Here is a 24,763-nt window from a genome sequence, read left to right as displayed (position 1 = left end):
GGCCGGCTACAGCTCGCGCACGGCCCAGAACAAGCTGAGCCAGCCCGCCAGCAGCAGCAGCCCGCCCACCGGCGCTACCGCGCCCAGCTTGGTAATGCCCGTGAAACACAGGGCGTAGAGCGAGCCACTGAACACAATTATACCGCTTAGCCACAGCCAGCCGGTGGTGCCCAAGGTGCGCAGCTCGGGGCGCGCCGTCCACAGCACGCCCACTGCCAGCAGCGCCAGCAGGTGGTAAAACTGGTAGCGCACCGCCGTTTCAAAGGTGTCGAGGCGGCCGGCTCGTACCAGTGCATCGTGCAGGGCATGCGCCCCAAAAGCCCCAATGGCGACGCCCAGGCCGCCCAGCAGGGCCGCGAGTTGAAGCAAAAGTCGAGCAGTCATAGAATAAGTTCGAGATAAGTGAGAAGCAGGGGCGAAGGTACGGCTCGGTTATCCACAGAACCGCTCAGATTTGCCGTTTCAGGCGCACGGAGGTGGCGTAGATTTCACCGTCTGACTTGCGTAATACCAGGAACAAAGTCCGGCCATCGATGGAATGCAGCATCCGGTCGAGCTCACTGAGGGAAAATTCGCTGGCTGGAACGAGGTTAATGCTTAGTACTTCTTCGTTGGGGGAAAGGCCGGCGTCAGCGGCCGGCGACCCGGGCACCACGCGCAGCACGAGGAAGCGGCGATAGTTTGGCCCAGTGGCCAGCAGCTCGATGCCGCACATATCGTGCTCAAACGGGTCGCGGAAACTGACGTTGGGCCGGAGCAACAAGCGCTGGTGCGGGTAGTCAATAACTAAGGTGAAACGTTTCAGCAGCTCGTAGCCGATATTGCCGTTGCGGGGCACATCGATGCGGTGGTGTACGTCGGCCGCGTCGGGGTAGGAGGTGAGCACCGAGCGTAGCACGTAGCGCCCCAAGTGTAAGGCCGCCACCCGGCCCAGAAAGCCGTGCACGGTGCCCGTGAGGCCGCGTCCCAAGTCGGCGGGCAAGCGGCGGGCAGGTGCCACCAGGCGCGGGTCCGAATCCATTTCCAACGACAGCGCGTGGCTGGCCCCGGTGTCGAGCACCAGCTTGAGCGGCAGCGTGAGCGAGTCGGTGAACTGCACGGGGGCTGTGAAATAGGCCTTGTTGTTTTCCAGGGTCAGAGGAATGGAAGCCCAGCCTTTGCCTTTTGGCGTGCGGTAAGTAGCCGGGTCACTGAGCAACAGGTAGTCGAGTTGGGGCCGCAGCGTCACCACAAAGCTGCGAAACAGCTCGGAACCCATGATGCCGTGGATGGGCACGCCCACGTACCCCGACAGGTTGAGCACGTCCTCGGACAGCACCAGCCACGTCATGTGCGGGGCTACTACCCCGGGCATGGTCACGCGGACACTATCGGTTTGGTAGGCGAGCAGGCCGGAATCCAGGCCGCCTGCGCCCACCACTCGGAACTGCTGCCCGTGCTTCAGGCCCAGCGAGTCGGCGAGCGTGGAGGCCGTCATTATGGATATCCCAACTCCGGAATCGAGCAGGAAATTGTACGGCCCCGTCCCGTTTACCTTAGCCTTTACCACTAGTAAGTTGCGGTGCAGCTGAATGGGAATGCGCACGTTTCGGCGTCGGGATTGGTCGAAACCAAACGGCCCGGCTTTGGGCGCAGTTTGCGCTTGTGCAGCCGGACTCATTTCCCCGCATAAGCACAGGAAAACTAGCAGAAGCACAAAGCGGAAAGCCAACATAAGAGGAAAGCGCAGCCTAATCGGTAAGTTTAGCGAACAAGCCGCAGATTAGCCAAATAGTTGCGGGGCTGGCTGGGCGCTATTCGCCCCAGGTGCCGGCGGGGTCGTAGTGCAAGTGGCCCTCGCGGATGTGCAAGGGGGCCACCACGTTGTTGTGATAGAGCTGGCCCGTACCCAGGCCTTGGGCAAACCCATGCACATCGTACTCACCGGTGAGCTGAGCCACGGCGTTGAGGCCGATGTTGGATTCAAGGGCCGAGGTAATCCACCACCCAATGCCCCGTGCCTGGGCCAGGGCAATCCAGTGGCGGGTAGCGGCGTGGCCCCCCAGCAGAGTGGGTTTTAGTACGATGTAGGCGGGCCGCACCGCATCGAGCAAGGCCGCTTGCGCGGTCGGGTCCGTCAGTCCAATCAATTCTTCGTCGAGGGCGATGGGCAGGGGCGAAGTACGGCAAAGGGCCGCCGAAGCTGTTGCCTGCCCCGCCTTCAGCGGCTGCTCTATGGAATGAATACGAAACGCCGCCAAGTGCGCGAGTTTGGCCGGGGCATCGGCCGGGCTGAAAGCACCGTTGGCATCCACTCGCAGAATCAACTTTTCGGGACTTGCCACGGCACGTATTTCGGCAAGAATGGCTAATTCCGTGGCAAAGTCAAGTCCCCCAATCTTTAATTTCAGGCAGGAATAGCCGTCCGCCAGCTTCTGCTCAATCTGCTCGCGCATGAAGGTGGCATCTCCCATCCATACCAGCCCGTTGATGGGCAACGTTGCCTGGCCCTGGCTGAAGGCATTGGCGTAAAGCTGCCGCCGGCCCCCGCGGGCCAGGTCAAGTAGCGCGGTTTCGAATGCAAAAACCAACGCCGGCAGGGCCAAACCCACAAACGCCGGCGCATCGGCCACGGCAAACGTGACAAAAGCGCCGGCGTTGAAACGGTGGCATAGCTGGACTACTGCGGCTGGAAACTCCGGGCCGAAATCGGGGCTGAGGCCGGCCAGTGGCGCGGCTTCCCCCACGCCCCCCACGTCCGGGGCCGAGTCATCGCAGAGGTGCAGGTACCAGGCTACGTGTTCGGCCAAGGCCCCGCGGGAGGTACGGGCGGGGAAATTGAAGCGGAGGGCGCGTTGCGAAAAACGGAGACGTAGCATGCCACAAAGATGCGCGGCATGCAGCGTAACCCGGCAGCAGAAGTTTCTTATTTCTCCACTTCTTTTTTGCCCCGCCGGCTTACCAAGCCGCCTTTACGGCCGGCATCGCGGGCTTCATCGGCTGAAAAACGGTGGCCACGGCCGCTGGCGTGCGAGGCCTTGCCGCCTTCGCTGGCAATGCGGCGCTGGGTTTCGGGGCTCATGGCCGCAAAGCCGCGGCGGCTTTTGGTACCCACGCGGGCAGCTGGGCGGGGAGCAACCTTCACAGCAATAGCAGCTGTAGAACTGATGGTGGAAATTGAAGATACCATAGTAATATGAAAAGAAAGTGGTTAGATGCAAGTGTACTGTTTTTAATAATATTCGTTTAACTATTGGCTGATTTAGTGGTTGATTGACGATAAAATACGGCTTTTTACGCAGGTGCTTCTACGTATTTCTTGGCGGGTTCTGCGTGTTTATTTACACCCGTCAAGACTCCGTTGGCGCGGGTGCTGTTGCGGGTGGGTTTGGTAATCAACGCGCAACCTCCGGCCGGCACATTCAGTTAGTAGCACAACTACCAATTATTCCGCTCTCTTCAATCATGCTGCTCGTTCATCCAGCGCCCGTCGCTTCCTCAACCGCTATGTCTTGGCTCGCTCGCTACCAGGCAGTTCGGGCGCAAAGCCAAGCCCTGTGCGCGCCCCTGCTGCCCGAAGACACCGTGGTGCAGCCCATGCTCGACGTGAGCCCCCCCAAGTGGCACCTGGCGCACACCACCTGGTTTTGGGAAACATTTCTGCTGAAAGAATACGCGGCGGGCTACCAGGTTTTTCATCCGGAATACGCCTTCCTGTTTAATTCTTACTATAATTCACTTGGCTCCCGCGTGAACCGGGCCGACCGTGGCACGCTTTCGCGCCCGGCCCTGGCCGACGTGCTGGCCTACCGCGCCCACGTCGACGGAGCTTTCGCCAAGCTGCTGGCCGCGCCCCAATTATTGCCCCTTGTGTTCTACGAGCTACTGGAGCTGGGCCTACAGCACGAGCAGCAGCACCAGGAGCTGCTGGCTACCGATATCAAGTACATTCTCAGCACCAGCCCGTTGGCCCCGGCCTACTTGGTTGAAGAAGCAGATGAGCGCCCTCGTTCCGCACCAAGCGCCGCATCCTGGTTGTCGGTGCCGGGAGGGATTCACCGGATAGGCTTTCAGGAAGAGGGCTTTTGCTTCGATAACGAGCTAGCGGCGCATGACGTGTTGCTTGCGCCATTTGAATTGCAAAACCGCTTGGTGACCAATGCCGATTACCTGACTTTTATGGCGGCCGGCGGCTACCGCGACTTCCGCTATTGGATGGGCGAAGGCTGGGACCTGGCGCAGGCCGAAGGCTGGGAAGCGCCCTTGTATTGGGTTAAAAAAGAGGGCGACTGGTTCCGGTTCACGCATCATGGCCTGCAGGCTGTGGAGTTGACCGCGCCCGTCACCCACATCAGCTTCTATGAGGCCGACGCCTATGCCAACTGGGCCGGGGCGCGCCTCCCCACCGAGGCGGAGTGGGAAACGGCGGCCCGGCATTTTGAGGCTGTTACTGACGGTGGTACCTGGCTGGAAAGCAGTCAATTTGACCCCCAGCCTGTGCCCATCGATGCGGACCCCACCCAGTGCCACCAGCTGCTCGGCGATTGTTGGGAGTGGACCTACTCGGCCTACCACGCCTACCCCGGCTACGCCCGCGCCGCCGGGGCGCTGGGCGAGTACAACGGCAAGTTTATGGTGAACCAGCTGGTGTTGCGCGGGGGCTCCTGCGCCACGCCCGAAAACCACATTCGTGTTAGCTACCGCAACTTTTTCCACGCTGATAAGCGCTGGCAGTTCACCGGCATTCGGTTGGCCCGCTCAGTTGAGTCAACCAACAAGTAGCATTTAGCAATTCTTTCTTATCGACTTTTGCTCATGCCGAGCAAAACTACTTTTCCGTTCAAACTCAGCTTGAGCGCAAGCGCCACCGCTGTTAAATGCTACCTGAATAAATGTTAAAGGTCCTTACCGAGTTGGCTCAGCACGTGGGCACTGGCCTGCAGCGCACGCCGAAAACGTTGTCGTCGATGTATTTCTACGATGATGCGGGCAGCCGGCTGTTTCAGCAAATCATGGCCCTGCCGGAGTATTACCCGACCCGGACTGAGTTTGCCATTTTTCGGGAGCATGGCGCGGCCATTGCGGCGGCGCTGGCCCCGGCGGCAGGCGGCGAATTCGCCCTAGTGGAGCTGGGTGCCGGCGACGGAGCCAAAACCAAGCTGCTGCTGCGCGAATTACTGCGTGCGGGCACCGCATTCACCTACGCGCCGGTCGACATTTCGGCGGGAGCGATGACGGGCTTGGTCGCGGCTTTGCAGCAGGAGTTGCCCGACTTGCAGGTAGCCCCGGTGGTGGCCGACTACGCCACGGCGCTAAGCCAGCTGCGCACCTGGCCGGGCAGCAAAGCCGTGCTGTTTCTGGGGTCGAATATTGGCAATTTTGGCCCGGCCGAGCGGCTGGATTTCCTGCGTAAGCTGGCGGCCCCCCTGGCACCGGCCGACCGCCTACTCATCGGGTTTGACTTGCAGAAAGACCCCCGCCGCATCCGGGCTGCGTACGACGATGCCCAGGGCGTGACGGCCGCCTTCAACCTCAACCTGCTCACCCGCCTCAACCGCGAGTTGGGGGCTGATTTCGACCTGGCCCACTGGCAGCACTATACCGACTACAATCCCCTCACCGGGGCCGTGCGTTCGTATCTGGTGAGTGCCCGCAGCCAGCAGGTTCACTTCGCCGCGCTCGATGAAACCTTCGATTTCGCCGCCTGGGAAGTCATCCATACCGAGAATTCTTTCAAATTCACCCTGCCCCAAATCCATGAGCTGGCCGCCGAGGCCGGGCTGCGGGTCGTGCATTCTTTCACCGATGCAGCCACGGATTTTGCCGATGTAGTCCTGGCCATTCACCAAGAGTAAACCCTGCCTTATTATGATAAGCCTGGCTTCTGGATACGGAAATTTTGCGGTGCCCGGCGTGGCGCTGGAGGCAGTCAATGAGGCCTTGCTACGTGCCCAGGAGCAGGGTGCGCCCCTGTCCGTGAGCCCCGCCGCCGGCCTGTCCGAACTGCGCGAGGCATTGGCCCAACGCTACCGCCGACGCGGTGCGGCCGGTGTTGCAGCCGGCCAGGTGCTGGTGACCGCCGGCGCCAAAACGGGCCTGTTTGCGCTGCTCAGCGAAATGCTGACGGCCGGTGACGAGGTGCTGCTGCCCACGCCCAACTGGTTCGGATTTCATGATTTGGTGCGGCGGGCTGGTGGCGAGCTGCGGCCGTTGCCGTTAGCGGCTACTGATAATTACGTTCTGCGCCCCGACGAGCTACGCCGGGCCATCACGCCTGCCACCCGCCTGCTCATCCTCAGCAACCCGAATAATCCCACCGGCCGGGTGTATTCGCGGGCCGAGTGGGCCGCCATCCTCGCCGTCACAGCCGATTTTCCGCAGCTTTGGGTGCTCAGCGATGAGATTTACGAAGGCATCAGCTTCGGCCCCGAGCCCGTGACCACGCTGCTCGCCCTGCCCGGCTCGCACCAGCGGCACGTGGTGGTGAGTGGCTTTTCCAAGTCATTGGCGCTGGCGGGCTGGGGTGTGGGCTGTCTGGTGGCCCCGTTGCCGCTGGCCCAGGCCGTGGCCGCTCGGCTGTTCAGCACCGGCGTGGCGGTGCCCGTGCCGGCACAGCTGGCGGCCCTGGCCGCCACGCAGCACGCCGAAGCCATTGGGGCGGCGCTGTGCGCGCAGCTACTGCCCAATCGTGCGCTGATGCTGCGTGCGCTAGCCGCGCTGCCCGGCGCCCCGGCCGTGGCTGCCCCCGAGGGCACGTACTACGTTTTTGCCGATTTTACCCGGTTTCTGGCGACAGATATGCCCCCCGAAGCGGCCTCAGCGCAACTGGTGCGGCAGCTAGCGGCGGCTGGGGTGGAGGTGGTGGACGGCGCTACCTGTGGCGCCCCGGGCTGCGTGCGGCTTTCGTACGCAGTGCCGACCAATGACCTGCGGCTGGCCCTGGCCCAGGTCCGCAGCGCGCTGCTGCCGGTGGCCGTCTGATGGCCGCTTCGTTGCGCGTTGCGCATCACTCAGGTGCCGGCCCAAAAGGCGCGGGCGTACCTTTGAGTGGGCCATTCTGCCCAGTAGTTTAGAAGTTGTTGAGTTGAAAGATATTCGTCCGCATTTGCGTCCGACCCTGTTGCTGGCGTATCCGGTGGTGCTGTCCCAGTTGGGGCATACGATGGTGAATTTTGTTGATTCGGTGTTGGTGGGGCGCACGGGCACCGTTCCGCTGGCCGCCGTGAGCCTGGGCGTGAGCAGCACCACCGTGCTTATGATTCTGGGCATTGGCCTGAGTATGGGCAGCGTGCCGCTGGTGGCCGCCGCCGACGGCCGCCGCGACCTGCCCGACCTGGCCCGGCTGCTGGTGTCGTCGGTGTGGCTGAGCGTGCTGGCGGGGCTGGCCCTGGCGGGGCTGGGCCAGCTGGTGCCTTCGCTGATGCACTACCTCGGCCAGGCGCCCGAGGTAGAAGCCCTGGCCGCGCCCTGGGTGCGCGTCATCAGCTGGTCGTTTCTACCGCTGATGGTGTTTCAGGGCTTCCGCGAATTTGCCGAGGGGCTGGGCCTCACCCGGCAGGCCATGTGGCTGTCGGTGCTGGCCAACGTGCTGAACGCCGCCTTGTGCTACGCGCTGGTATTTGGCCACTGGGGCGCTCCGCAAATGGGCCTGATGGGTTCGGCCTGGGCCACGCTCATTGCTCGGGTGCTCATGGCCGCGCTCATGGCCGCGTACGTGCTGACGGCCCAGCGGCTGCACATCTACCGCGCGGCCATCAGCAGCTGGTGGCCCGATTGGGCCACGGTGTCGCGCCTCCTGAACCTGGGTGCGCCCATTGGCGTGCAAATGGGGTTTGAAGTGGGCGCCTTTGCCGCTGCGGCCATCATGATTGGCTGGCTGGGGGCAGTGCCGTTGGCAGCCCATCAAGTAGCCATCAATCTGGCCTCGATTACCTACATGGCGGCGAGCGGTATCGCGGCTGCGGCCACCATTCGGGTGGGCAAATTGAATGGCAGCGGCAACCTGGCCGAGGCCCGGCAAGCCGGATTTGCCGCGTATTTGCTGGGGTTTGGGTTTATGGCGATAATGGGGTTGCTGTTCATCACCACGCGGCACCTGGCCCCGCTTATGTACAGCCACGACCCCGCCGTGGTGGCGCAGGCCGGTACGTTGCTGCTCATCGCGGCCCTATTTCAGGTATCCGATGGCTTGCAGGTGATGGGCCTGGGAGCCCTGCGCGGCCTGGAGGATGTGAAGGTGCCCTCGGTGGTGGCGCTGCTGGCGTATTGGGCCGTGGCGCTGCCGTTGGGCTATTTCCTGGGGTTCAAGCTGCACCTGGGCGCGCCGGGCGTGTGGACGGGGCTGCTGCTGGGCCTGACCATTGTGGCCGGAGTCTTGCTAGTGCGCTTCCGGCGCGAAACTTCGCCGGAATATGCCGCGTCTCTGCCCAAGCCAGTAACAGCGGAATAGACCGGTCATTCGGAGTTTCGGTCGGATTACTAAATTGCGACGGACTGGCCAGACGTGCCGGGTATTAATTCTCTGCTGATGCTCTCTTTTTTGACTTCCCTACTAATGGCGGCCTCGTTGCTGCAAGGCCCGGCCACGAAGCCGCGCCCAACTACTTCGACTACGCCACTACCCGCGCAAGCGCCCGCAAAACCAGCTGCTAAGCCTGCGCCCGCCGCACCCATCGGGTGGTCGGCCAGCCGGCCGCTCACGATGGCCGACTACCTGGCCCGGCCCGGTGTAGGCGACCGGTTGGCCTCGTCCACGTCGTCTAATATTAATGCCAATGCGGCTTGTCGGGATTTTGTGTTTACAGGCACGGCCCAAGCCACTTTCGACCCCAATACCTCGTGGTTTCGAGACCCCAAAAATGCTTCGGCAGCCTTGCTCCGCCACGAGCAGCTGCATTTCGATATCACCGAAGTATATGCCCGGATTATGCGTCAAAAGCTGGTAGCGTTTTCGGCTAAAGCTAATTGCCTAAAGCTGCAGCCAGCCTTTAACAACCTCACGAAAGGCGTGTACGCGGAGTGGGACCGGGAAGAAAACCGCTACGACCAGGAAAGCAACCACGGCCTGAACGCGCCGCGCCAGGCCTTCTGGGAAAAGCAGACCCAGCAGAAGCTGGAGGCGCTAAAGGCATTTGCGCAGTAGCGTTCGGATAGTTGTATTAACAACGGTCATGCTGAGCGCCGTCGAAGCATCTCTACCGCAGAAGCAATTCTTGTACTTGCGCGGTAGAGATGCTTCGACGGCGCTCAGCATGACCGTTCTATTTTCACCACTCTATCACTGAAGTCTTACGCAAATTGCTGTTATGACCATGACCACCGCACCGCTAACCTGGGCCGAATTTGAGCACGTCGACCTGCGCGTGGGGACCATTATCGAGGCGCATCCGTTTCCGGAGGCGCGCCGGCCCGCTTTTCAGCTGCTGATTGATTTCGGGCCGGAAATCGGGCTAAAAAAGTCCAGTGCCCAAATCACGCACCACTACACGCCCGCGGGCTTGGTGGGCCGACAAGTATTGGCCGTAATTAATTTTCCACCCAAGCAGATTGGGAAATTTCGCTCCGAAGTTCTGGTGACGGGCGTTGCCGATGCTGCGGGCCACATCGTGCTGGCCAGCGTGGCCGGGGCCGTACCCAACGGCAGCCGCCTTATTTAGCCGCGCCGGGCGGCGGCACCGCGCCGGCCGGCGCCGGAGCCAGTTTAAGTTCGCGCCGCCCCAGCGTGTCGATAGCCGCCCCGTAAATCTCGTCGAGGTCCTTGCCGTGAATGCTGTAGTAGCGGTAGCTGCGCTGGAAAGCTGAATCAGTAACCTCGTTTTTCCAGAAGATTTCCTTTTGATTGACCAGGTAAAGTGCCCGTGACGAGTCGGCGGACAGGCGGCTGTTTTCCACGCGCGCTTCCAGCACCTGCAGGTCGACCACTAGCTGCACAATCTTTTCTTTGGGCAGCAGGTCGGCGGGCAGGGGGGCCTCTTCGGGGCGCTGGCAGGCGGGCAGGGCCAGTAGGAGGGAGGGCAGCAACAGGCCCAGGCAGCAGCGGCGGAATGATTTCACGACGCAAAGTTAGTCCCAGGCCGTAGCTTCGCCGCCATGAATCCCTCCGTGCCCCCGGCCCTCACCGACTTGGTGCGCCGCCTGCGCCACCTCGAAATCCGCATCCGCAAAGCGGTGGAGGCCCAGCTGCAGGGTGATTTTCATTCCGTTTTTAAAGGCACGGGCCTCGAATTCGACGATGTGCGCCTCTATCAGTACGGCGACGAGGTGCGGGCCATCGACTGGGCCGTGAGCAGCAAGGGCCACGGCACCTTCGTCAAAACCTACAAGGAGGAAAAAGAGCAGCAGGTGCTGGTGCTGCTGGACGTGAGCGCGTCGCTGGACGTAGGCGACGGCCAGCGCCGCAAGCTCGACGTGGCCCGCGACATTGCGGGGCTGCTGGCGCTGTCGGCGGCGCGGCAGGGCTCGGCGCTGGGTTTGTTCGCGTTTTCCGACCAAAAGGAATTGTACCTGCCGCCGGGCAAGGGGCCACGGGCGGCCTATGCGCTCATCAACCGGCTGTTTACGCTGGAGCCGGTTTCGCGCCGCACGGGCGTGGGGGCGGGCATTCGGCAAGCGCTGGGGTTGCTGAAGCGCCGTAGCCTGGTGGTGCTGGTGTCGGACTTCATCGATGGCAACTACGAGCGGGAACTCACCATGCTGGCCCAGCGCCACGACCTGATTGTGGTGCAGCTGCTGGCCCCGCGTGAGCGCGACTTCCCGGCGCTGGGCATTGTGCCGCTGCGCGACGCCGAAACCGGGCAAGTACGCTGGGTGAATACCTCATCGGCCAGCTTCCGGGCCAGCGTGGCCGCCACCGCCGAGCGCCAGGAGGCCGAGCTGATAAACATCTGCCGCCGCACCCGCACCGGCTTTTTGTCGCTGAGTACCGAGGGCGATTTCGTACCTCAGTTAGTGAATCTGTTCCGTCACCGTCGTCAATCGGGCCGCCGTGGGTAAGCTAGTTGGACTCTTAAGCATGATGGTGTTGAGCCTGTTGCTTGGCGGTGGTGCAGCGGCCCAAACTTCGCTGCCGGTTCCGCAGGGCCGCTTTTTGAAACCAACCGTTCTCGTGGGCGAGCGCATCGACTACGAGCTGCGCTACGAGCACGCGCCGGATTTGGCGGTGGTATTTCCGGATTCGCTGGCGCGCTTTGTACCGTTTGAGTACGTGAGCAAAACGTTTTTTCCCACCCGCACCCGCCGGGGCGTTAGCCTCGACCGCGCCATTTACCACTTGCGCACGTTCCGCCTCGATTCGGTGCAGACCTTGGCCCTGCCCGTGGCCGTGCTGCAAGGTCCCGATACGCTGAGCATCCTGCCGCCGCCCAGCCGCGTGCGGCTCCGGCGCACGACGGCTCCGATACCCTTTGGCATTACTGCGCCGCTGCCCGCTTTGCGTCAAAACCTGGTATTGGTACCAGTAGAGCCCCTTTTTAACTACCCATACTGGATTGCTGGAGCCTTGGCGGTGCTGCTGCTGCTGGCGGGCGCAGTGGCCTTGTTTCGCCGCCGGTTGTCGCGCCGCTACCAGACCTATAAGCGTCGCAAAAACCACGGCTATTTCCTGGCCCAGTTTGCCCGGCACGTCGAGCGGTTCGAGCTGTCGCGTTCGGCCACCAACGTGGAGCGGGCCGTGGTGCTCTGGAAAAACTACCTCGCCGGCCTGGAAAACAGCGGGCTGAATTCCTTCACCACCCGCGAAATCGTGGTGTATTTCGAAAACGACAACGATGTGCGCAAAGCCCTGAACGCGACCGATAAAGTGATTTACGGCAACGTGCAAACCGAGGAAGCCGAGGAGGTTGACCGGGCCTTTCAGCGCCTGCGCGGCTTTGCTGAGCGCCGCTACGCCTCCGTAGCAGAGTAGCTCGGACCTTTAGTTCGCGAGCTTAACCCTTCCCAATTTCCCGGCGCGGACTGAAAGTCCGCGCTACTTTCGCGGCTGCTTGAACGACTTTTTTACCCTTCTGCGCTACACCACCCTGGCCGGGTACCAGTGGCAGCAGCCGCGCCTGCTGCTGCTCATCGCGGCCGTGCCGCTGCTGTTTGGGCTGCGGTGGCTGCTGGCCCGGCGGCGGGCGCAGGTGGGCGTGGCCTTCGCCCCCGGCCCGGTGCGGCGCGACTGGACCGCCGCGTTGCGCTTCGTGCCCGATGTGGTGCTGGGCCTGGCGCTCAGCTTCGCCGTGGTGGCGCTGGCCCGCCCGCAGCGCACCGACGAGCGGGTGGAACAGTCCGGCCGCGGCATCGACCTGGTGCTGGCCCTCGACGTGTCGGGCTCGATGGAAATCCAGGACCTGCGCCCCAACCGCCTCGAAGCCGCCAAGCGCATCGCCGCCGATTTCCTGACCAGCCGCGTGGGCGACCGGCTGGCTTTGGTGGCGTTTGCGGGGGAGGCCTATTCGCTGGCTCCGCTCACTACCGATTATGATTTGCTGCGCGAAAGCCTCGGCAGCCTGCATTTCGGCATGATTAAGAGCGACGGCACGGCCATTGGCACGGCCCTGGGCGTGGCTACCAACCGGCTGCGCGAATCCAAGGCGCGCTCGCGGGTCTGCATTCTGCTCTCCGACGGCGAGAGCAACGCCGGTAGCCTCGACCCGCTGCTGGCGGCGCAGCTGGCCCACGCCTTTGGCATTCGCATCTACACCATCGGAGTGGGCAAAGACGGTTTCGTGCCCTACGGTCAGGACTCGCTCGGCCGCACCCGCTACGTGAGCACCCGCCTCGACGAAACCACCATGCGCCAGCTGGCCGCCGCCGCCGATGGCCAGTTTTTTCGGGCCACCGATGCGGCTGGTCTGCGCCAGGTTTTCAACCAGATAAATAAGCTGGAGAAATCCGAAATCAAGCAATTACGGTTTCGTAACACCAAGGATTTCTACCGTCCGTACTTGTGGCTGAGCATCGGCTTGTGGCTGCTGTGGCTGCTGCTGAAAAGTACGTTTCTGAGCAACCCGCTGGAGGATTAGTCATTCGTTTGTTTTGTCATCCTGAGCAAAGCGAAGGACCTTATCAAGCTCGCAACGGTGCGTAGTATTGCAAGCTGCTATTACCGCAAGCCGTGCTCCGGTGACAAGGTCCTTCGCTTTGCTCAGGATGACAGAATCGTACAATCAATGCATCAATAAATGTCCATCGCCGATAACATTCACCGCATCAATGCCGAGCTGGCCGGCACCGCCGCCCGGCTGTGCGTCGTCACCAAAACCCACTCTGTGGAGCTGCTGGAAGAAGCCTATGCCGCCGGAGCGCGTGTATTTGGTGAAAACCGACCCCAGGAAATGGCTGCCAAGCAGCCCCAACTTCCACCCGATGTGGAGTGGCACCTCATCGGCCAGCTCCAAACCAATAAGGTGAAGCTGCTCGCGCCCTTCGTGCACACCATTCAGAGCGTCGACAGCCTCAAGCTGCTGCGCGAAATAAACAAGCACGCCGCTGCCAGCCGGCGGGTTATCAACTGCCTGCTGCAGTTCCACATTGCTCGGGAAGAAACCAAATCCGGCCTCTCGATGGCCGAGGCCGAAGCAATTCTGGCCGACGTCGAATTCTCCCACCTCACGCATGTGCGCATTACCGGCGTGATGGGCGTGGCCACTTTTACGCCCGACGAAGGCCAGCTGCGCGAGGAGTTTCAGCAGCTGCGCGGCTACTTCGAGCGCCTGAAAAGCGCGCACTTTGCGGAATCTGAAGCTTTCTGCGATATATCCATGGGCATGAGCGGCGACTACCGGTTGGCCGTGGCCGGGGGGAGCACAATCGTGCGCGTGGGCAGCGCCATTTTTGGCAGTCGCGGCTAGCGCGGGCTGCCCGCTGCGCCTGCTCACTGGGTCTGGCGCGGGAAACTGCGCCCGGACTTCCACCGCCAGGCCCCACAAGCGCGGCGGTAGAAATTCTCCTATCTTCCGTCCTCCGTCTGCTGCAAATTCCCACCATGCCCGCCACTACTTCGTCCTCGCTGCCCCCGCCGGCCATTGTGGCCAACCAACATATTTACGACGACTATTTTCGGGAGGAATTCACCCAAACCCTCGACGAAAATATTTTGCAGCTGCTGGACCGCGTGTGGTTTCGCTCCGAGCTGGTGGGCTTCGAGGATTTTCCGCAGCGCAACAACCCCGACCGGCCGCTGATTTTCGCCAGCAATCACTCGGGCATGGCCTTTCCCTGGGATGCCATCGTGGCGCTCTCCCACCTGTGGCGGCACCTGCTGGCCAGGCACGGCACCCTGCGCGATTTGCCCCGGCCGCTCTCGGCCCCGCTGCTCTCCCAAACGGCCCTGATGAACCCCTACCTGGTAAATGAGTTCTGGAAAAAATGTGGTTCCGTGGATGCCACGACGCTGAATTTTGAGACCATGATGTACTACCAGGAACACAACCTGATGCTCTATCCCGAAGGGGTGCTGGGTATTGGTAAGGGATTCAACCGCAAGTACCAGTTTCAGCGCCTGGCCACCAGCATGGTGCGCCTGGCCCTGCAGCACGGCACCGACATCGTGCCCTTCTACACCATCAACGCCGAATACCTCAATCCCTACGCTTATTCCTGGGACTGGATAAACCAATTCACCAAGAAAATCGGTATCCCGTTCTTGCCCCTCACGGTGCTGCTAATCTTGGTCCTGATTCAGCCCTGGGCCTTTTACCTGGCTTTGCCCGCCAAGCTCACCTTTGTGATGGGTACCCGCATCCGACCCTCCGACCTCACCAGTAAAACCACCGATGAGCTCACCCGCGAAGAATACCTGGACCTGTCGGAGCAAATCCGCCAGCGGATGCAGGTAGAGATGGATGCCGCCGTGCTGGCCCACGGCCAAAAGCCCTACCGCTGGGCCGAGCTCTGGCAGCGTATGAAGGAAAACCGCCGCTTCTTTCCTTTCTTCCTGCCCTTTGCCTGGCCGGCCGTATTCACCGAGTTCGAGCGACTGTTTGTGAAGGAAGGCCGCCGCAATTTCAACATGCAGCTCGACAAGCCCGGGGCGTGGTTGAAGCTGCTCTGGCGCAACCCCATAACCCTGGCCTATTTCATCCCGTTGATTGGCTGGATACCGCTGGCCATCAAGGGGTACAAAGACAATAAGCTGGGGCAAAAGCCCGAACCTTACCGTAGCAAATAAGAACATTGTAAAGAATAAGAAGAACGTCATGCCGAAAAAAGAACGTCATGCTGAGCTTGCCGAAGCATCTCGCTCGCGTCGTTTAAAGATTGAGTTACTACCACACGCGAGATGCTTCGGCTACGCGGACGCCAGATGAGCATGACGTTCTTTCGCTTCCCGCTTCCCGCTTCCCGCTTCCCGCTCCCCGCTTCCCGTTTCTCCCCTCCCGCGTTCATCCCACCCAATGCCCTCATTCCAACACTTGCTGCTCAAGCAGTTCCTGACGGCGGCGGCGGCTCCGCTGGCCCGTCGCAAGCCCAGCGTGGGAGCCATGCGCCTGGCCATGGAAGCCGGCGCGCTGTTCCAGTTCATGCCCTGGAAGGTGAATCTGGAGAGCCTGAAGCTCGACAACCGCCTCGAAGCGGAGTGGCTGCGGCCGCGTGCCGCGCACCCCACGCGGGTGATGCTGTACCTGCACGGCGGCGGCTACGTGCTGGGCTCGCTCAATACGCACCGCAGCCTGGTGGGCAGCCTGGCTCAGCGTTGCGGCCTCAACGTGCTCACCATCAACTACCGCAAAGCGCCCGACCATCCCTTTCCGGCCGCGCTCGACGATGCCCGGCGGGCCTACCGCTGGCTGCTGCGCCACGGCCATCAGCCGCACGATATCGTGGTGGCCGGCGACTCAGCCGGGGGAGGACTGGCCCTGGCCTTGCTGCTCGCCCTGCGCGACGCCGGCGACGCCCAGCCCGCCGCCGGCATCGGCCTCTCGCCCTGGACCGACCTGAACCTGCCCATTACCGCGCTGCGCCGTGTGGCCCGCGAAGAGTCTTTGTTGCTCGAAGCCCTGCAAATGCGCACCTGGGGCCCGCTTTACGCCCACAAAACGCCCATTTCTCACCCGCTGCTCTCGCCGGCCCAGGCCGATTTGCATGGCCTGCCACCGCTGCTAATCCAGATTTCCACGGCCGAAGTACTGTATGACGATGTGCTGAAATTTGCCAAAAAGGCTCGGGCGGCGGGCATATCCGTCACTGTGCAGCCCTTCGAAGGCTTGGTGCATTGGTGGCACCTGTTCTGGCGCATCGTGCCCGAAGCCCGGCAGGCGCTCGACCAAGTAGCCGAATTTATGGCGAAAACATGGGCCCGGCAAGGCGTAGTGCCCATTCACTTGCCGGCCACCCCGCGGCAGCCCGCCGTGCGCCGACGCGCCGCGTAGGTTGGTCCTGAACGGGTTGTGGCGCATTTGGCAAGCCAACGAATATTCACGGAATTGAAAAATAAATTCTCTTTTCAATGATTTTAAGCCACTTTTGGAGAAATCCGTCGTACGAAACTCAACTATATTGCGGAGTCTTCGTAGGTTTGCAACGAAAATAGTCGGCTTGCATACTACTTTATTGTGTCAATGCCTTTTCCATCAACAACTTCCCTTTTTTCAATTTCACCCACACCCTTTCGTTATCATGGAAGATTTGTTTAAGAAGTTCGTAAACGCCGGCGTTGGCTACATTGCTCAAGGTAGCAAGTCATTTCAGAGCACCATTGAGAAACTGGTGAAGGACAATAAGATGACCCAAGCCGAGGGTAAGAAAATTGTGGATGAGCTGGTGAAGAGCGGCGAAACCAAGCGCGCTGAGCTCGAAAAGCAGTTTCAGGGCCTGGCCGACCGCATGAAAACCACTGTGGGCCTCGGCGATGCCAAGCCCAAAGGCAAGGCTGGCGCTAAGAAGCCGGCCGCTAAGTCGGTCGCTGCCACCGCCAACGGGGCCGCCAGCAAAGCCGCCGGAGCCCTGAAGAAAGTAGCTGACCGCGTGAGCGCCGTCGCTGATTCGACCCAACGTTCGACCGCCGCCAAAGCCGCTGCCGCTGCCAAACCCGCTGCTAAACCCGCCGCCAAGCCGGCAGCGAAGCCCGCCGCTAAAGCTGCTGCGAAGCCCGCAACCAGCAAGCCCGCTGCCAAGAAACCCGCTGCTGCTACTTCTGCTGCTTCTGCCGCCAAAGCTGAAGACAAGGCTTAAATACTACCCGTTATCACAATCAAAAAACCCCGTTTGCCCGGAGCAAGCGGGGTTTTTTTGATTGAAAATTACCTAAAATGGCTAGGTTGCGCCACCGCCACGGCCCGGCTGAATCTGCGAAATCAGATTAATCTGCGTAAATCTGCGGCATATGTTCAAAAACACGATTTCTAACCTCACCCGCATCCGGCAGGTGGCTGAGGTGCTGCTGCGCTATGGCTTTGAGGATGTGGTGACGACGACGCCCCTGCGCCGCCTCGTGAGCCAGAGCCGCCGCCTGAGCTGGCAGCGGGCCGACCGCCAGGTGTTTGAAACCACGCGCTGGGAGCGGGTGCGCCTCATAATTGAGGAACTCGGCCCCACGTTTATCAAGCTGGCCCAGGCCATGAGCAACCGGGCCGACTTGTTGCCCCAGGCCCTGATTGACGAGTTCGAGAAGCTGCAGAGCAACGTGCCGCCCTTTGATGTGGTGGTGGCCCGCCAAATAATTGAGGAAGAATTGGGCCGCCCGATTTCGGAGGTGTTCAGTGAGTTCGACGACGTGACCTTGGGCTCGGCTAGCATTGGGCAGGTGCACCGGGCGCGGCTGCTCACGGGCGAAGAAGTAGTGATAAAAGTGCAGCGTCCCGGCGTGCGCGACAAAGTGCGCTCCGACCTGGCCCTGCTGCACGAGCTGGTCAGGCTCACGACCGGCTTCCTGCAAAAGCAGGGCCTGGCCAATCCACAGGACATCGTGGATGCTTTTGAGCGGAGCATGAGCAAAGAGCTGGACTACACGGCCGAGGCGCGCTCGATGGAGCAGTTTCGCAAGCTCTACGAAGACTATACTACCTTCTATGTGCCCAAGCCTTACCGGGGGCTGAGCACCGAGCGCATTCTCGTAATTGAATTCGTGAGCGGCTGCAAAATCACCGATAAGGTGCAGCTGCAGGAGTGGGGGCTGAGCCCCGCCGCCGTGGCCGAAAACGGCATGGATATCTACCTGACTCAGATTTTCGAGTTCGGGATTTTTCACGCCGACCCGCACCCTGGCAACGTGCTGGTGCGGCCTGATGGCACAGTGGTCCTCATTGACTTTGGGATGGTGGGCCGCCTCACCAAACAGCAGAAATACGCCTTTGCGGGCGTATTCATTGGCATGGCGCGGCAGGATGCGCGCAGCATGGCCCTCAATTTCCGCCGCCTGGCCCTCACGGCCGAAATCCCGGATATGCGGGCTTTTGAGGCTGATTTGAGCCAGTTGATTGAGGATTTTGCGATGCTCGATGTGAAGGAGATGAGCATGAGCGACCTCGCCGACGCACTGCAAATCATTATCTACAACTACAAACTGCAGGTGCCGGGGGCGGTCTTTCTCATCCTGCGGGCGCTGGTTATTCTCGAGGGCATCGGCAAGGTGCTGCACCCGAATTTCAACACCTTCGAGTTTGTGCGGCCTTACGGGGCCAAGATTATCCGGGAGCAATACTCCCGCGAAAACCTGCTCACGGAGGCCGAGTACACCGGTACCCAGCTGCTGGCCCTGCTGCAAACCTTGCCGGCCGACGTGCGCCAGATTGTGCGCAAAATCAGCAAGGGCGAGCTGCGGGTGAAAGTGGAGCTGAGCGGCTACAACATCCTGATGCGCAAGGCCGACCAGTTGGTAAGCCGCACCATTCTGGCCCTGCTGAGCGTGGGCGGGCTGCTATTTTCGGGTCTCACGCTGCTGGGCCGCTACTCCGACGCCATGCCGTACCGCCGCGGAGTACCCGAAATAACGTGGTGGAGCCTGGGGGCCACGGGCTTTCTGCTGATAATATTGCTGCTGCTGGGCACGGGCCGGCGGGAGAAATAGCGCGCCGCTGGGTGGGCTCGCGCGGCGCAGTGCCGTTGCGCTTCGGTCAAAAAAAGGGCCTGCCGTTTCCGGCAGGCCCTTTTTTGCTCTGTATCTGCGCGGTTATTCCCGCACGAAGCGCCGCACCGTGGTGCCTTCGCTCGAACGGCCTTGCAGCACGTAGATGCCGGTCGGCAGGGCCGACAAGTCGAGGCTCAGGGTTTGGCTGCCCGCGGCCACGTTCCGGCGGAATACTTCCTGCCCGATGGCGTTCACCACCGTCAGCTCCACGGCTTTCGGGTAGCCGGCCAGCGCCACCTGCAGCAAGCCGCTGGGCGTGGGGTTAGGGTACACGCTGAACGCGGGGCCGGTGGCGCCCGAACGGGCCGCCGTCACCACCACCGCTACCGCAGCCGAGGGCAGCGAGACGCAGTCGGTGGCGTTGGTGGTGGTCACGGTGTAGCTGCCGTTGCGGGTGCCCGAGTTGATGAGCAAGGTTTGGGCCGTGGCGCCGGCCACGGCCACCCCGTTCAGGAAGAACTGGTTGCCCGTGGCGCTGCTGGAGGTAAGCGTGATGCCCGTGGCGGGCGAGCCCGAAGTGGCAAGCGTGGGCGTCGCCGGACGGGTGTTCACTGTCACGGCGAAGGTGCTGCTGGCCGAGCAGGTGCCGGTCACGCTGTACGTCACGGTGTAGGTGCCGGGCGTGGCGGTGGCCAGCGCTAAGGCGCCGGTGGTGGCGTCCACCGTCAGGCCCGTGGCAGGCGCCACCGAGAAGGTGCCGCCCGTGGCTCCGGTCACGGTGGGCTGCGCCGCCGCTCCGCCTTGGCAGTAGGCCGCGTTGGCGTAGGCGAAGGCGGCCGAGGGGGCCGCGCTAATCGTCACGGTCGTGGTGGCCACGACGGTGGCGCAGCCGCCGTTGGCGGCCACGGTGTTGGTCACGGTGTAGGTGCCCGGCGTCGAAGTCGAAAGCGTGATGGCACCCGTGGCAGCGTTCAGCGTCAGGCCCGTAGTCGAGGTGAACGCGCCGGCCGAAGCGCCCGCGGTGAGCGTGGGCGAGGGGTTGACGCCCCCGTTCACGCAGTAGGTGGGCGTGGTGCCGTAGTTGAAGCCCGCCGTTTGCGGTGCCGTGATGGTCACGGTCGTGGCGGTCGTGACGGCGGCGCAGCCGCCGCTGGCGGCCACGGTGTTAGTCACGGTGTAGGTGCCGGGGGTCGAAGTCGAAGGCGTGATGGCGCCGGTCGTGGCGTTCAGCGTCAGGCCCGTGGTCGAAGTAAACGTGCCCGCCGAAGCGCCTGTGCTCAGGCTCGCGGCCACTGCGCCCGTGGCGCTGGTGCAGTACGCGGGCGTCGTGCCGTAGCTGAAGCCCGCCGTTTGGGGTGCGGCAATGCTCACCGTAGTCGTGGCCGTGACGGCGGCGCAGCCGCCGCTGGCGGCCACGGTGTTGGTTACGGTGTAGGTGCCGGAGGTCGAGGTCGAAGGTGTGACGGCGCCGGTGGCGGCATTCAGCGTCAGGCCTGCGGTCGAGGTGAACGTGCCCGCCGTGCTGCCCGTGGCCAGGTCGGCCGCAATGGGCCCGGTGGCCGTAGTGCAGTAGCTGGCCGCGGCGTAGCTGAAGCCGGCAGTTTGCGGTGCCGTAATCGTGACGTTGGTCGTAGCCGTGACGGCGGCGCAGCCGCCGCTGGCGGTCACAGTGTTAGTCACAGTGTAGGTGCCGGGGGTCGAGGTCGAAGGCGTGATGGCGCCGGTCGTGGCGTTCAGCGTCAGGCCCGTGGTCGAAGTAAACGTGCCCGCCGAAGCGCCCGTGCTCAGGCTCGCGGCCACTGCGCCCGTGGCGCTGGTGCAGTACGCGGGCGTCGTGCCGTAGCTGAAGCCCGCCGTTTGGGGTGCGGCAATGCTCACCGTAGTTGTGGCCGTGACGGCGGCGCAACCGCCGCTGGCGGCCACGGTGTTGGTTACGGTGTAGGTGCCGGAGGTCGAGGTCGAAGGTGTGACGGCGCCGGTGGCGGCATTCAGCGTCAGGCCTGCGGTCGAGGTGAACGTGCCCGCCGTGCTGCCCGTGGCCAGGTCGGCCGCAATGGGCCCGGTGGCCGTAGTGCAGTAGCTGGCCGCGGCGTAGCTGAAGCCGGCGGTTTGCGGTGCCGTAATCGTGACGCTGGTCGAGGCCGACGTGGCGTCGCAACCGCCCGCGGCGGCCACGGTGTTAGTCACGGTGTAGGTGCCGGGGGTCGAGGTCGAGGGCGTGATGGCGCCAGTAGCGGCATCGAGGGTGAGGCCCGCGGTGGACGCAAAGGTGCCCGCCGTGCTGCCCGTGGCCAGGCTGGCGGCCACCGGGCCGGAGGCCGTGGTGCAGTAGCTGGTGGCCGCGTAGCTGAAGCTAGCCGATTGTGGCGCCGTAATGGTCACGGTCGTGGTGGCCGTACTCGCCGCGCAGCCGCCGCTGGCGGCCACGGTGTTGGTCACGGTGTAGGTGCCGGGGGTCGAGGTCGAAGGCGTGACGGCGCCGGTCGTGGCGTTCAATGTCAGGCCCGTAGTTGAAGTAAACGCGCCGGCCGTGCTGCCCGTGGCCAGGCTGGCGGCCACTGTGCCCGTGGTGGTGGTGCAAATGCCCGCGCCGTTGGCGTAGCTAAATGTCGCCTGCGCCGGTGTCGTTACCGTGAGCTGCTGCGCACTCGAGCTGGGGCAGGAGCCGCCCACCGCGTAGGTCACGGTGTACGTACCGGCCGTGGACGTGCTCAGGTTTACCGCGCCCGTGGCGGCGTCCAGGCTCAGGCCCGTAGTCGAGCTGAAGGCGCCGCCCGCCGTGCCCGTGACGGTGGGCGTGGGGTTGGTGCCGGTTTGGCAGTAGGCCGCCGCGCCGTAGGCAAAGCCGGCCGTGGTGTTCGGGTTCACCGTCACCGTGGTCGGGGCCGAGGTGGCCGTGCAGGCGTCGGTTGTGGTCACCACCACCGTGTAGCTGCCGCCGGCGGTGGCGGTGTACGTGGTGCTGGTGGCGCCGCTGATGGCCTGGCCGTTCAGGAAGAATTGGTAGGTGTCGCCGGTGGCGCCGCCGCTTGCCGTGAGCACCACCGAGCCGCCCTGGCAGAAGGTGGTGGGCCCACCGGCCGCGAGGGCGGCCGTGGGCTGGCGGTTGATGGTGGCCGTGACGGTCGCGCGGGGTCCTTCGCAGCCGCCGGCGCTCACCGCGCTCACGTAGTACGGGGTGGTGGCCGTGAGGGAAGGCGTGGTGAAGGTGCTGCCTGTACCCGAGTTCAGGGGCGTGCCGCCGGTAGCGGCCGCGTAGAACGCGTACGTGCTGCCGGCAGGGGCGCCGCTGGCGCTCAGCGTGACGGTGCCGGGCCCGCAGTTGCTGCTCCCCGTGGTGGTGGGCGCCGCGGGGGCACTGCCCACCGTCACGGTTACGGGCGCGGCGGGAGCGCCGCAGTTATCCGAGAGAATGTAGAGCAGGTAGGTGCCGTTGGCGGCCGCGGTGGCCGGCACCGTGGGCATGGCCGCGGTCGAGCTGAACCCGTTCGGGCCGCTCCACTGGTATCTGGCGCCGGCCGGCACGTTGGTGGCCGAGAGCGTGAACGTGCTGCCCGTGCACGCCGGCGAGGCGCTGGCCACGGGCGCGGCCAGGTTGCAGCGCGTGGTGGCCGCCGAGGCGTAGGTATTGAAGGTGAAGGCCTGCGTGCCGGCCAGGGCCGGGTAGTCGGGCGCCCCGCCGGGGTTGGCGGTCAGGCCGGGCGACTCGGGCAGGAAATCAGTCGAGGTAAAGCTGCCGTTGTCGTTGGTGTAGAGCACGAACACGCGCACGGTTTCGCCGGGCGCCAAGTCCAGCGCGGCGAGGTCGAACGACACCTCCAGGCCCTCATTCACGTTGCCCGTCAGGTCGGGGGTGGCGGCCCGGTAGGCCACGCGGGCGGCGTTGAACGCCTGGGCAGTGCCGGTGCCCACCAGCACGGCCGGCGTGCCGTCGGTGAGCACCGGGGTGGCGAAGCCGCCGCGCGCGTTGCCGCGGGTATAGTCCACATACTCGGCGCCGTACTGGCCGGCCGTGCCCAGCGAGCGTACGGCCAGGCCGTAGTCGGCCTGCATGTCGAGGCGGCCGCTCATCTGGTCGAAGCTGGTGCCGCCCGGGCGGGTGGGCAGGCTGGTGCCCACCAGCGCGCCCGTGCGGCCCGGTACGTCCAGATAAATCTGGAAGGCGTTGCCGTTGGGCTCGCTCGTGCCGCGCACCCCCACATACAAGTTGTTGTCGTCGCTGCTGATGTAGCCCTGCAGCAGGCCCCAGTTGCCGAAGCCGCTGGTGCTGGTGTGGGGCCGGGTGTACTGCCCGATGGACGTGTAGTAGCCCGGAAGGGTGGTGCTGTTTTCAGCGGCCTGCAGCCGGCCATCGAGCACCACTTGGGCCTGGGCCGCGGGTCCGGCCAAGGCCCCGGCCAATAACGCTCCGGCCGCCAGGCCGTTCCGTAGCATGTGAGATAAAAATTGTTTCATGGGACCTGGAATGAGTGGGTTTGGTGAAAAGGCGAATGCGAAATTTTTTTGTTGACCAACAGACGGGTAAGCAGTTTACCCGTCACGGCAAATAAATGTATTATAAGGAAATAAAATGCAGTCGATGAGACACTTAGTGTTATAAATGCCCAGTTATTCCGACCTTAATTTGAGGTGTGCAGCCTGAATGAAGGCTTATTGGTAATTGTTGTTTTCGACGAAAATAGGTCAATCGCCCGATATCATCAAACCTTTTTACTGGCCCATACAAAAATCAAGGATAAATAATATGGAAGTACTGGAATTATGCTTCCGATACCGACCGGTTTGCGCATGCCCGCCGCCTGTGGCCGGTACGTTTTCGGCGCAGCCCCGCTTGTGCTCCCGGCCCTGATTTTCGGGACGCCCCGCAGCCACCTGCGCGTGAATGCACGGCGGCCACCGGCTCCGCTCCGCAGCCAGCGATTTTTGCCGCCCGACGACCGGTCGGGCCAGAGCGTACGGTTATCCGCAGCAAAACTATTCAGAAAATGACCACCATATTCAGGCGCAGGCTCGTGTGCTGGGGCGTGTAGTACTGGGGCGTGTAGTAAATGCTGGTGGGAGCGTCCACGACTTGGTCGAAGCGAATTTCGAGGTTGAGAGACGGGCCGGTGCGGCGCCGAATCAGCACGCCAGCACCGGCCACGTAGTCCAGGCTGAAGCGGTCGGGTAGCCTGAGGGCCAGGGTTTCGTCCTCGGTGCGGTTGGAGTAGCGGTACACGATGGCGGAGGAGTTGCTGAAATTTTGCTCGTAGCAAGGCCCCGCGTTGAGGTAAGGCTGCAGCACCGGCCCGTGGCCCAGGCGGTAGCGCAGCAGCAGTGGAATTTGCAGCTGCAGAAACCGGATGCGGGTGCTGCCCGTGAGGCCATACAAGCTAGTGCCTAGACTTGTTCCTCAATAAGAAATCGGTGGTTTTCCAAGTCGTATTTGGCGCCAGAAACGGGGGCTGCTCAAAGAATCCAAGGATACACGCTTGGCCAAACCAAAAAGACCATTCAGGCATCATAATCGGCTAAAATATTTGACCATTTCTTATTCAGGAACAAGTCTCCTGTGTAAACGGCCGCGGGCGCGTAGTCGCCGCGCAGGGCCAGGACCATGGTTTCGAGCTGCACCGACAAGCGGCTGCGGTTGTAGGCGTGTAGCAGCAGGCCCGCCTGGTAGCTCAGGCTCGGGCTTTGCGCCAGCCCCACCGGCTGGGTGCCGTAGTCGAAGCTGGTTCGACCAATGCCGGCTTTTAAGTAGTCACGCAAAAGTAACGGTGTACTTTTGGCCGACCTCCATTAAGACGTGTTCGA

Annotated in this window: 22 protein-coding genes; 14 read left to right on the top strand and 8 right to left on the bottom strand. The window is 62.8% G+C overall.

The genetic code is table 11. The features are described 5' to 3' along the window. Window positions 1–6: 6 nt before the first annotated feature. The 4 genes from IEW17_RS12140 to IEW17_RS12125 all read right to left on the bottom strand — a co-directional run bounded on the left by IEW17_RS12140 (window position 7) and on the right by IEW17_RS12125 (window position 3,124). A complete protein-coding gene (locus IEW17_RS12140; RefSeq protein WP_188562313.1) occupies window positions 7–384 on the bottom strand; it encodes a DUF423 domain-containing protein in 378 nt (125 codons plus the stop codon). 64 nt (window positions 385–448) lie between these two features. Beyond that, window positions 449–1,585 (bottom strand): aspartyl protease family protein, encoded by a 1,137-nt coding sequence (locus IEW17_RS12135; protein WP_188562312.1) that lies wholly within the window; start codon window positions 1,583–1,585, stop codon window positions 449–451. Window positions 1,586–1,793: 208 nt separating this feature from the next. Beyond that, entirely contained in the window at window positions 1,794–2,858 is a 1,065-nt protein-coding gene (locus tag IEW17_RS12130) for an o-succinylbenzoate synthase (protein ID WP_188562311.1), read from the bottom strand. Between the two features lie 47 nt (window positions 2,859–2,905). After that, window positions 2,906–3,124, bottom strand: a complete 219-nt coding sequence (locus IEW17_RS12125) for a KGG domain-containing protein (protein ID WP_229748974.1) — start codon at window positions 3,122–3,124, stop codon at window positions 2,906–2,908. Window positions 3,125–3,486: 362 nt separating this feature from the next. On the opposite strand from IEW17_RS12125, the gene egtB reads away from it, so the two are divergent. The 6 genes from egtB to IEW17_RS12095 all read left to right on the top strand — a co-directional run bounded on the left by egtB (window position 3,487) and on the right by IEW17_RS12095 (window position 9,635). Further along, a complete protein-coding gene (gene egtB / locus IEW17_RS12120; RefSeq protein WP_188562309.1) occupies window positions 3,487–4,761 on the top strand; it encodes an ergothioneine biosynthesis protein EgtB in 1,275 nt (424 codons plus the stop codon). A 110-nt stretch (window positions 4,762–4,871) separates the two neighbouring features. After that, complete coding sequence (egtD, locus tag IEW17_RS12115; protein WP_188562308.1) at window positions 4,872–5,834, top strand: L-histidine N(alpha)-methyltransferase; 963 nt, start codon at window positions 4,872–4,874, stop codon at window positions 5,832–5,834. A gap of 13 nt (window positions 5,835–5,847) precedes the next feature. Further along, entirely contained in the window at window positions 5,848–6,960 is a 1,113-nt protein-coding gene (locus IEW17_RS12110; protein ID WP_188562307.1) for a pyridoxal phosphate-dependent aminotransferase, read from the top strand. A gap of 124 nt (window positions 6,961–7,084) precedes the next feature. Beyond that, window positions 7,085–8,428, top strand: a complete 1,344-nt coding sequence (locus tag IEW17_RS12105) for an MATE family efflux transporter (protein ID WP_229748973.1) — start codon at window positions 7,085–7,087, stop codon at window positions 8,426–8,428. A gap of 78 nt (window positions 8,429–8,506) precedes the next feature. Then, entirely contained in the window at window positions 8,507–9,121 is a 615-nt protein-coding gene (locus IEW17_RS12100) for a DUF922 domain-containing protein (protein WP_229748972.1), read from the top strand. Between the two features lie 163 nt (window positions 9,122–9,284). After that, the gene (locus IEW17_RS12095) at window positions 9,285–9,635 is read left to right on the top strand and encodes a tRNA-binding protein (protein ID WP_229748971.1); all 351 of its coding nucleotides are present in this window, start codon (window positions 9,285–9,287) and stop codon (window positions 9,633–9,635) included. On the opposite strand, the gene IEW17_RS12090 is transcribed toward IEW17_RS12095, so the two are convergent. Beyond that, window positions 9,628–10,032 carry a DUF4296 domain-containing protein gene (locus IEW17_RS12090; protein WP_188562304.1) on the bottom strand — a complete coding sequence of 135 codons (405 nt, stop codon included), beginning with the start codon at window positions 10,030–10,032 and terminating at the stop codon, window positions 9,628–9,630. The two genes, IEW17_RS12095 and IEW17_RS12090, sit on opposite strands and share 8 nt — an antisense overlap. A gap of 36 nt (window positions 10,033–10,068) precedes the next feature. On the opposite strand from IEW17_RS12090, the gene IEW17_RS12085 reads away from it, so the two are divergent. The 8 genes from IEW17_RS12085 (at window position 10,069) to IEW17_RS12050 (ending at window position 18,967) form a co-directional block, all read left to right on the top strand. Further along, on the top strand, window positions 10,069–10,971 hold the full coding sequence (locus tag IEW17_RS12085) for a DUF58 domain-containing protein (RefSeq protein ID WP_188562303.1): 903 nt from the start codon (window positions 10,069–10,071) through the stop codon (window positions 10,969–10,971). 19 nt (window positions 10,972–10,990) lie between these two features. After that, window positions 10,991–11,881: a hypothetical protein gene (locus IEW17_RS12080; protein ID WP_188562302.1), complete on the top strand. Its 891-nt coding sequence runs from the start codon at window positions 10,991–10,993 to the stop codon at window positions 11,879–11,881. Window positions 11,882–11,960: 79 nt separating this feature from the next. Next, window positions 11,961–12,983 (top strand): VWA domain-containing protein, encoded by a 1,023-nt coding sequence (locus IEW17_RS12075; protein ID WP_188562301.1) that lies wholly within the window; start codon window positions 11,961–11,963, stop codon window positions 12,981–12,983. Window positions 12,984–13,142: 159 nt separating this feature from the next. Continuing rightward, entirely contained in the window at window positions 13,143–13,811 is a 669-nt protein-coding gene (locus tag IEW17_RS12070) for a YggS family pyridoxal phosphate-dependent enzyme (RefSeq protein ID WP_188562300.1), read from the top strand. 134 nt (window positions 13,812–13,945) lie between these two features. Beyond that, a complete protein-coding gene (locus IEW17_RS12065; RefSeq protein WP_229748970.1) occupies window positions 13,946–15,130 on the top strand; it encodes a lysophospholipid acyltransferase family protein in 1,185 nt (394 codons plus the stop codon). 226 nt (window positions 15,131–15,356) lie between these two features. After that, window positions 15,357–16,331, top strand: coding sequence for an alpha/beta hydrolase (locus IEW17_RS12060; RefSeq protein WP_188562299.1), 975 nt, complete (start codon window positions 15,357–15,359; stop codon window positions 16,329–16,331). A 247-nt stretch (window positions 16,332–16,578) separates the two neighbouring features. Next, window positions 16,579–17,133, top strand: coding sequence for a phasin family protein (locus IEW17_RS12055; RefSeq protein ID WP_188562298.1), 555 nt, complete (start codon window positions 16,579–16,581; stop codon window positions 17,131–17,133). 151 nt (window positions 17,134–17,284) lie between these two features. After that, window positions 17,285–18,967: an ABC1 kinase family protein gene (locus tag IEW17_RS12050; protein WP_188562297.1), complete on the top strand. Its 1,683-nt coding sequence runs from the start codon at window positions 17,285–17,287 to the stop codon at window positions 18,965–18,967. A gap of 102 nt (window positions 18,968–19,069) precedes the next feature. Here the strand turns inward: IEW17_RS12050 and IEW17_RS12045 are convergent, their stop codons facing one another. The 3 genes from IEW17_RS12045 to IEW17_RS12035 form a co-directional block, all read right to left on the bottom strand. Next, window positions 19,070–23,422: a T9SS type A sorting domain-containing protein gene (locus IEW17_RS12045; RefSeq protein WP_188562296.1), complete on the bottom strand. Its 4,353-nt coding sequence runs from the start codon at window positions 23,420–23,422 to the stop codon at window positions 19,070–19,072. A 523-nt stretch (window positions 23,423–23,945) separates the two neighbouring features. Further along, complete coding sequence (locus tag IEW17_RS12040) at window positions 23,946–24,338, bottom strand: outer membrane beta-barrel protein (protein ID WP_188562295.1); 393 nt, start codon at window positions 24,336–24,338, stop codon at window positions 23,946–23,948. A gap of 122 nt (window positions 24,339–24,460) precedes the next feature. Beyond that, window positions 24,461–24,718, bottom strand: a complete 258-nt coding sequence (locus IEW17_RS12035; RefSeq protein WP_188562294.1) for a hypothetical protein — start codon at window positions 24,716–24,718, stop codon at window positions 24,461–24,463. Window positions 24,719–24,763: the final 45 nt, after the last annotated feature.

The organism is Hymenobacter frigidus (assembly GCF_014640435.1).
Lineage (GTDB): Bacteria > Bacteroidota > Bacteroidia > Cytophagales > Hymenobacteraceae > Hymenobacter > Hymenobacter frigidus.
The sequence above is the reverse complement of the archived record's forward strand: the minus strand, read 5'-3'. Positions and strand labels throughout refer to the sequence as shown.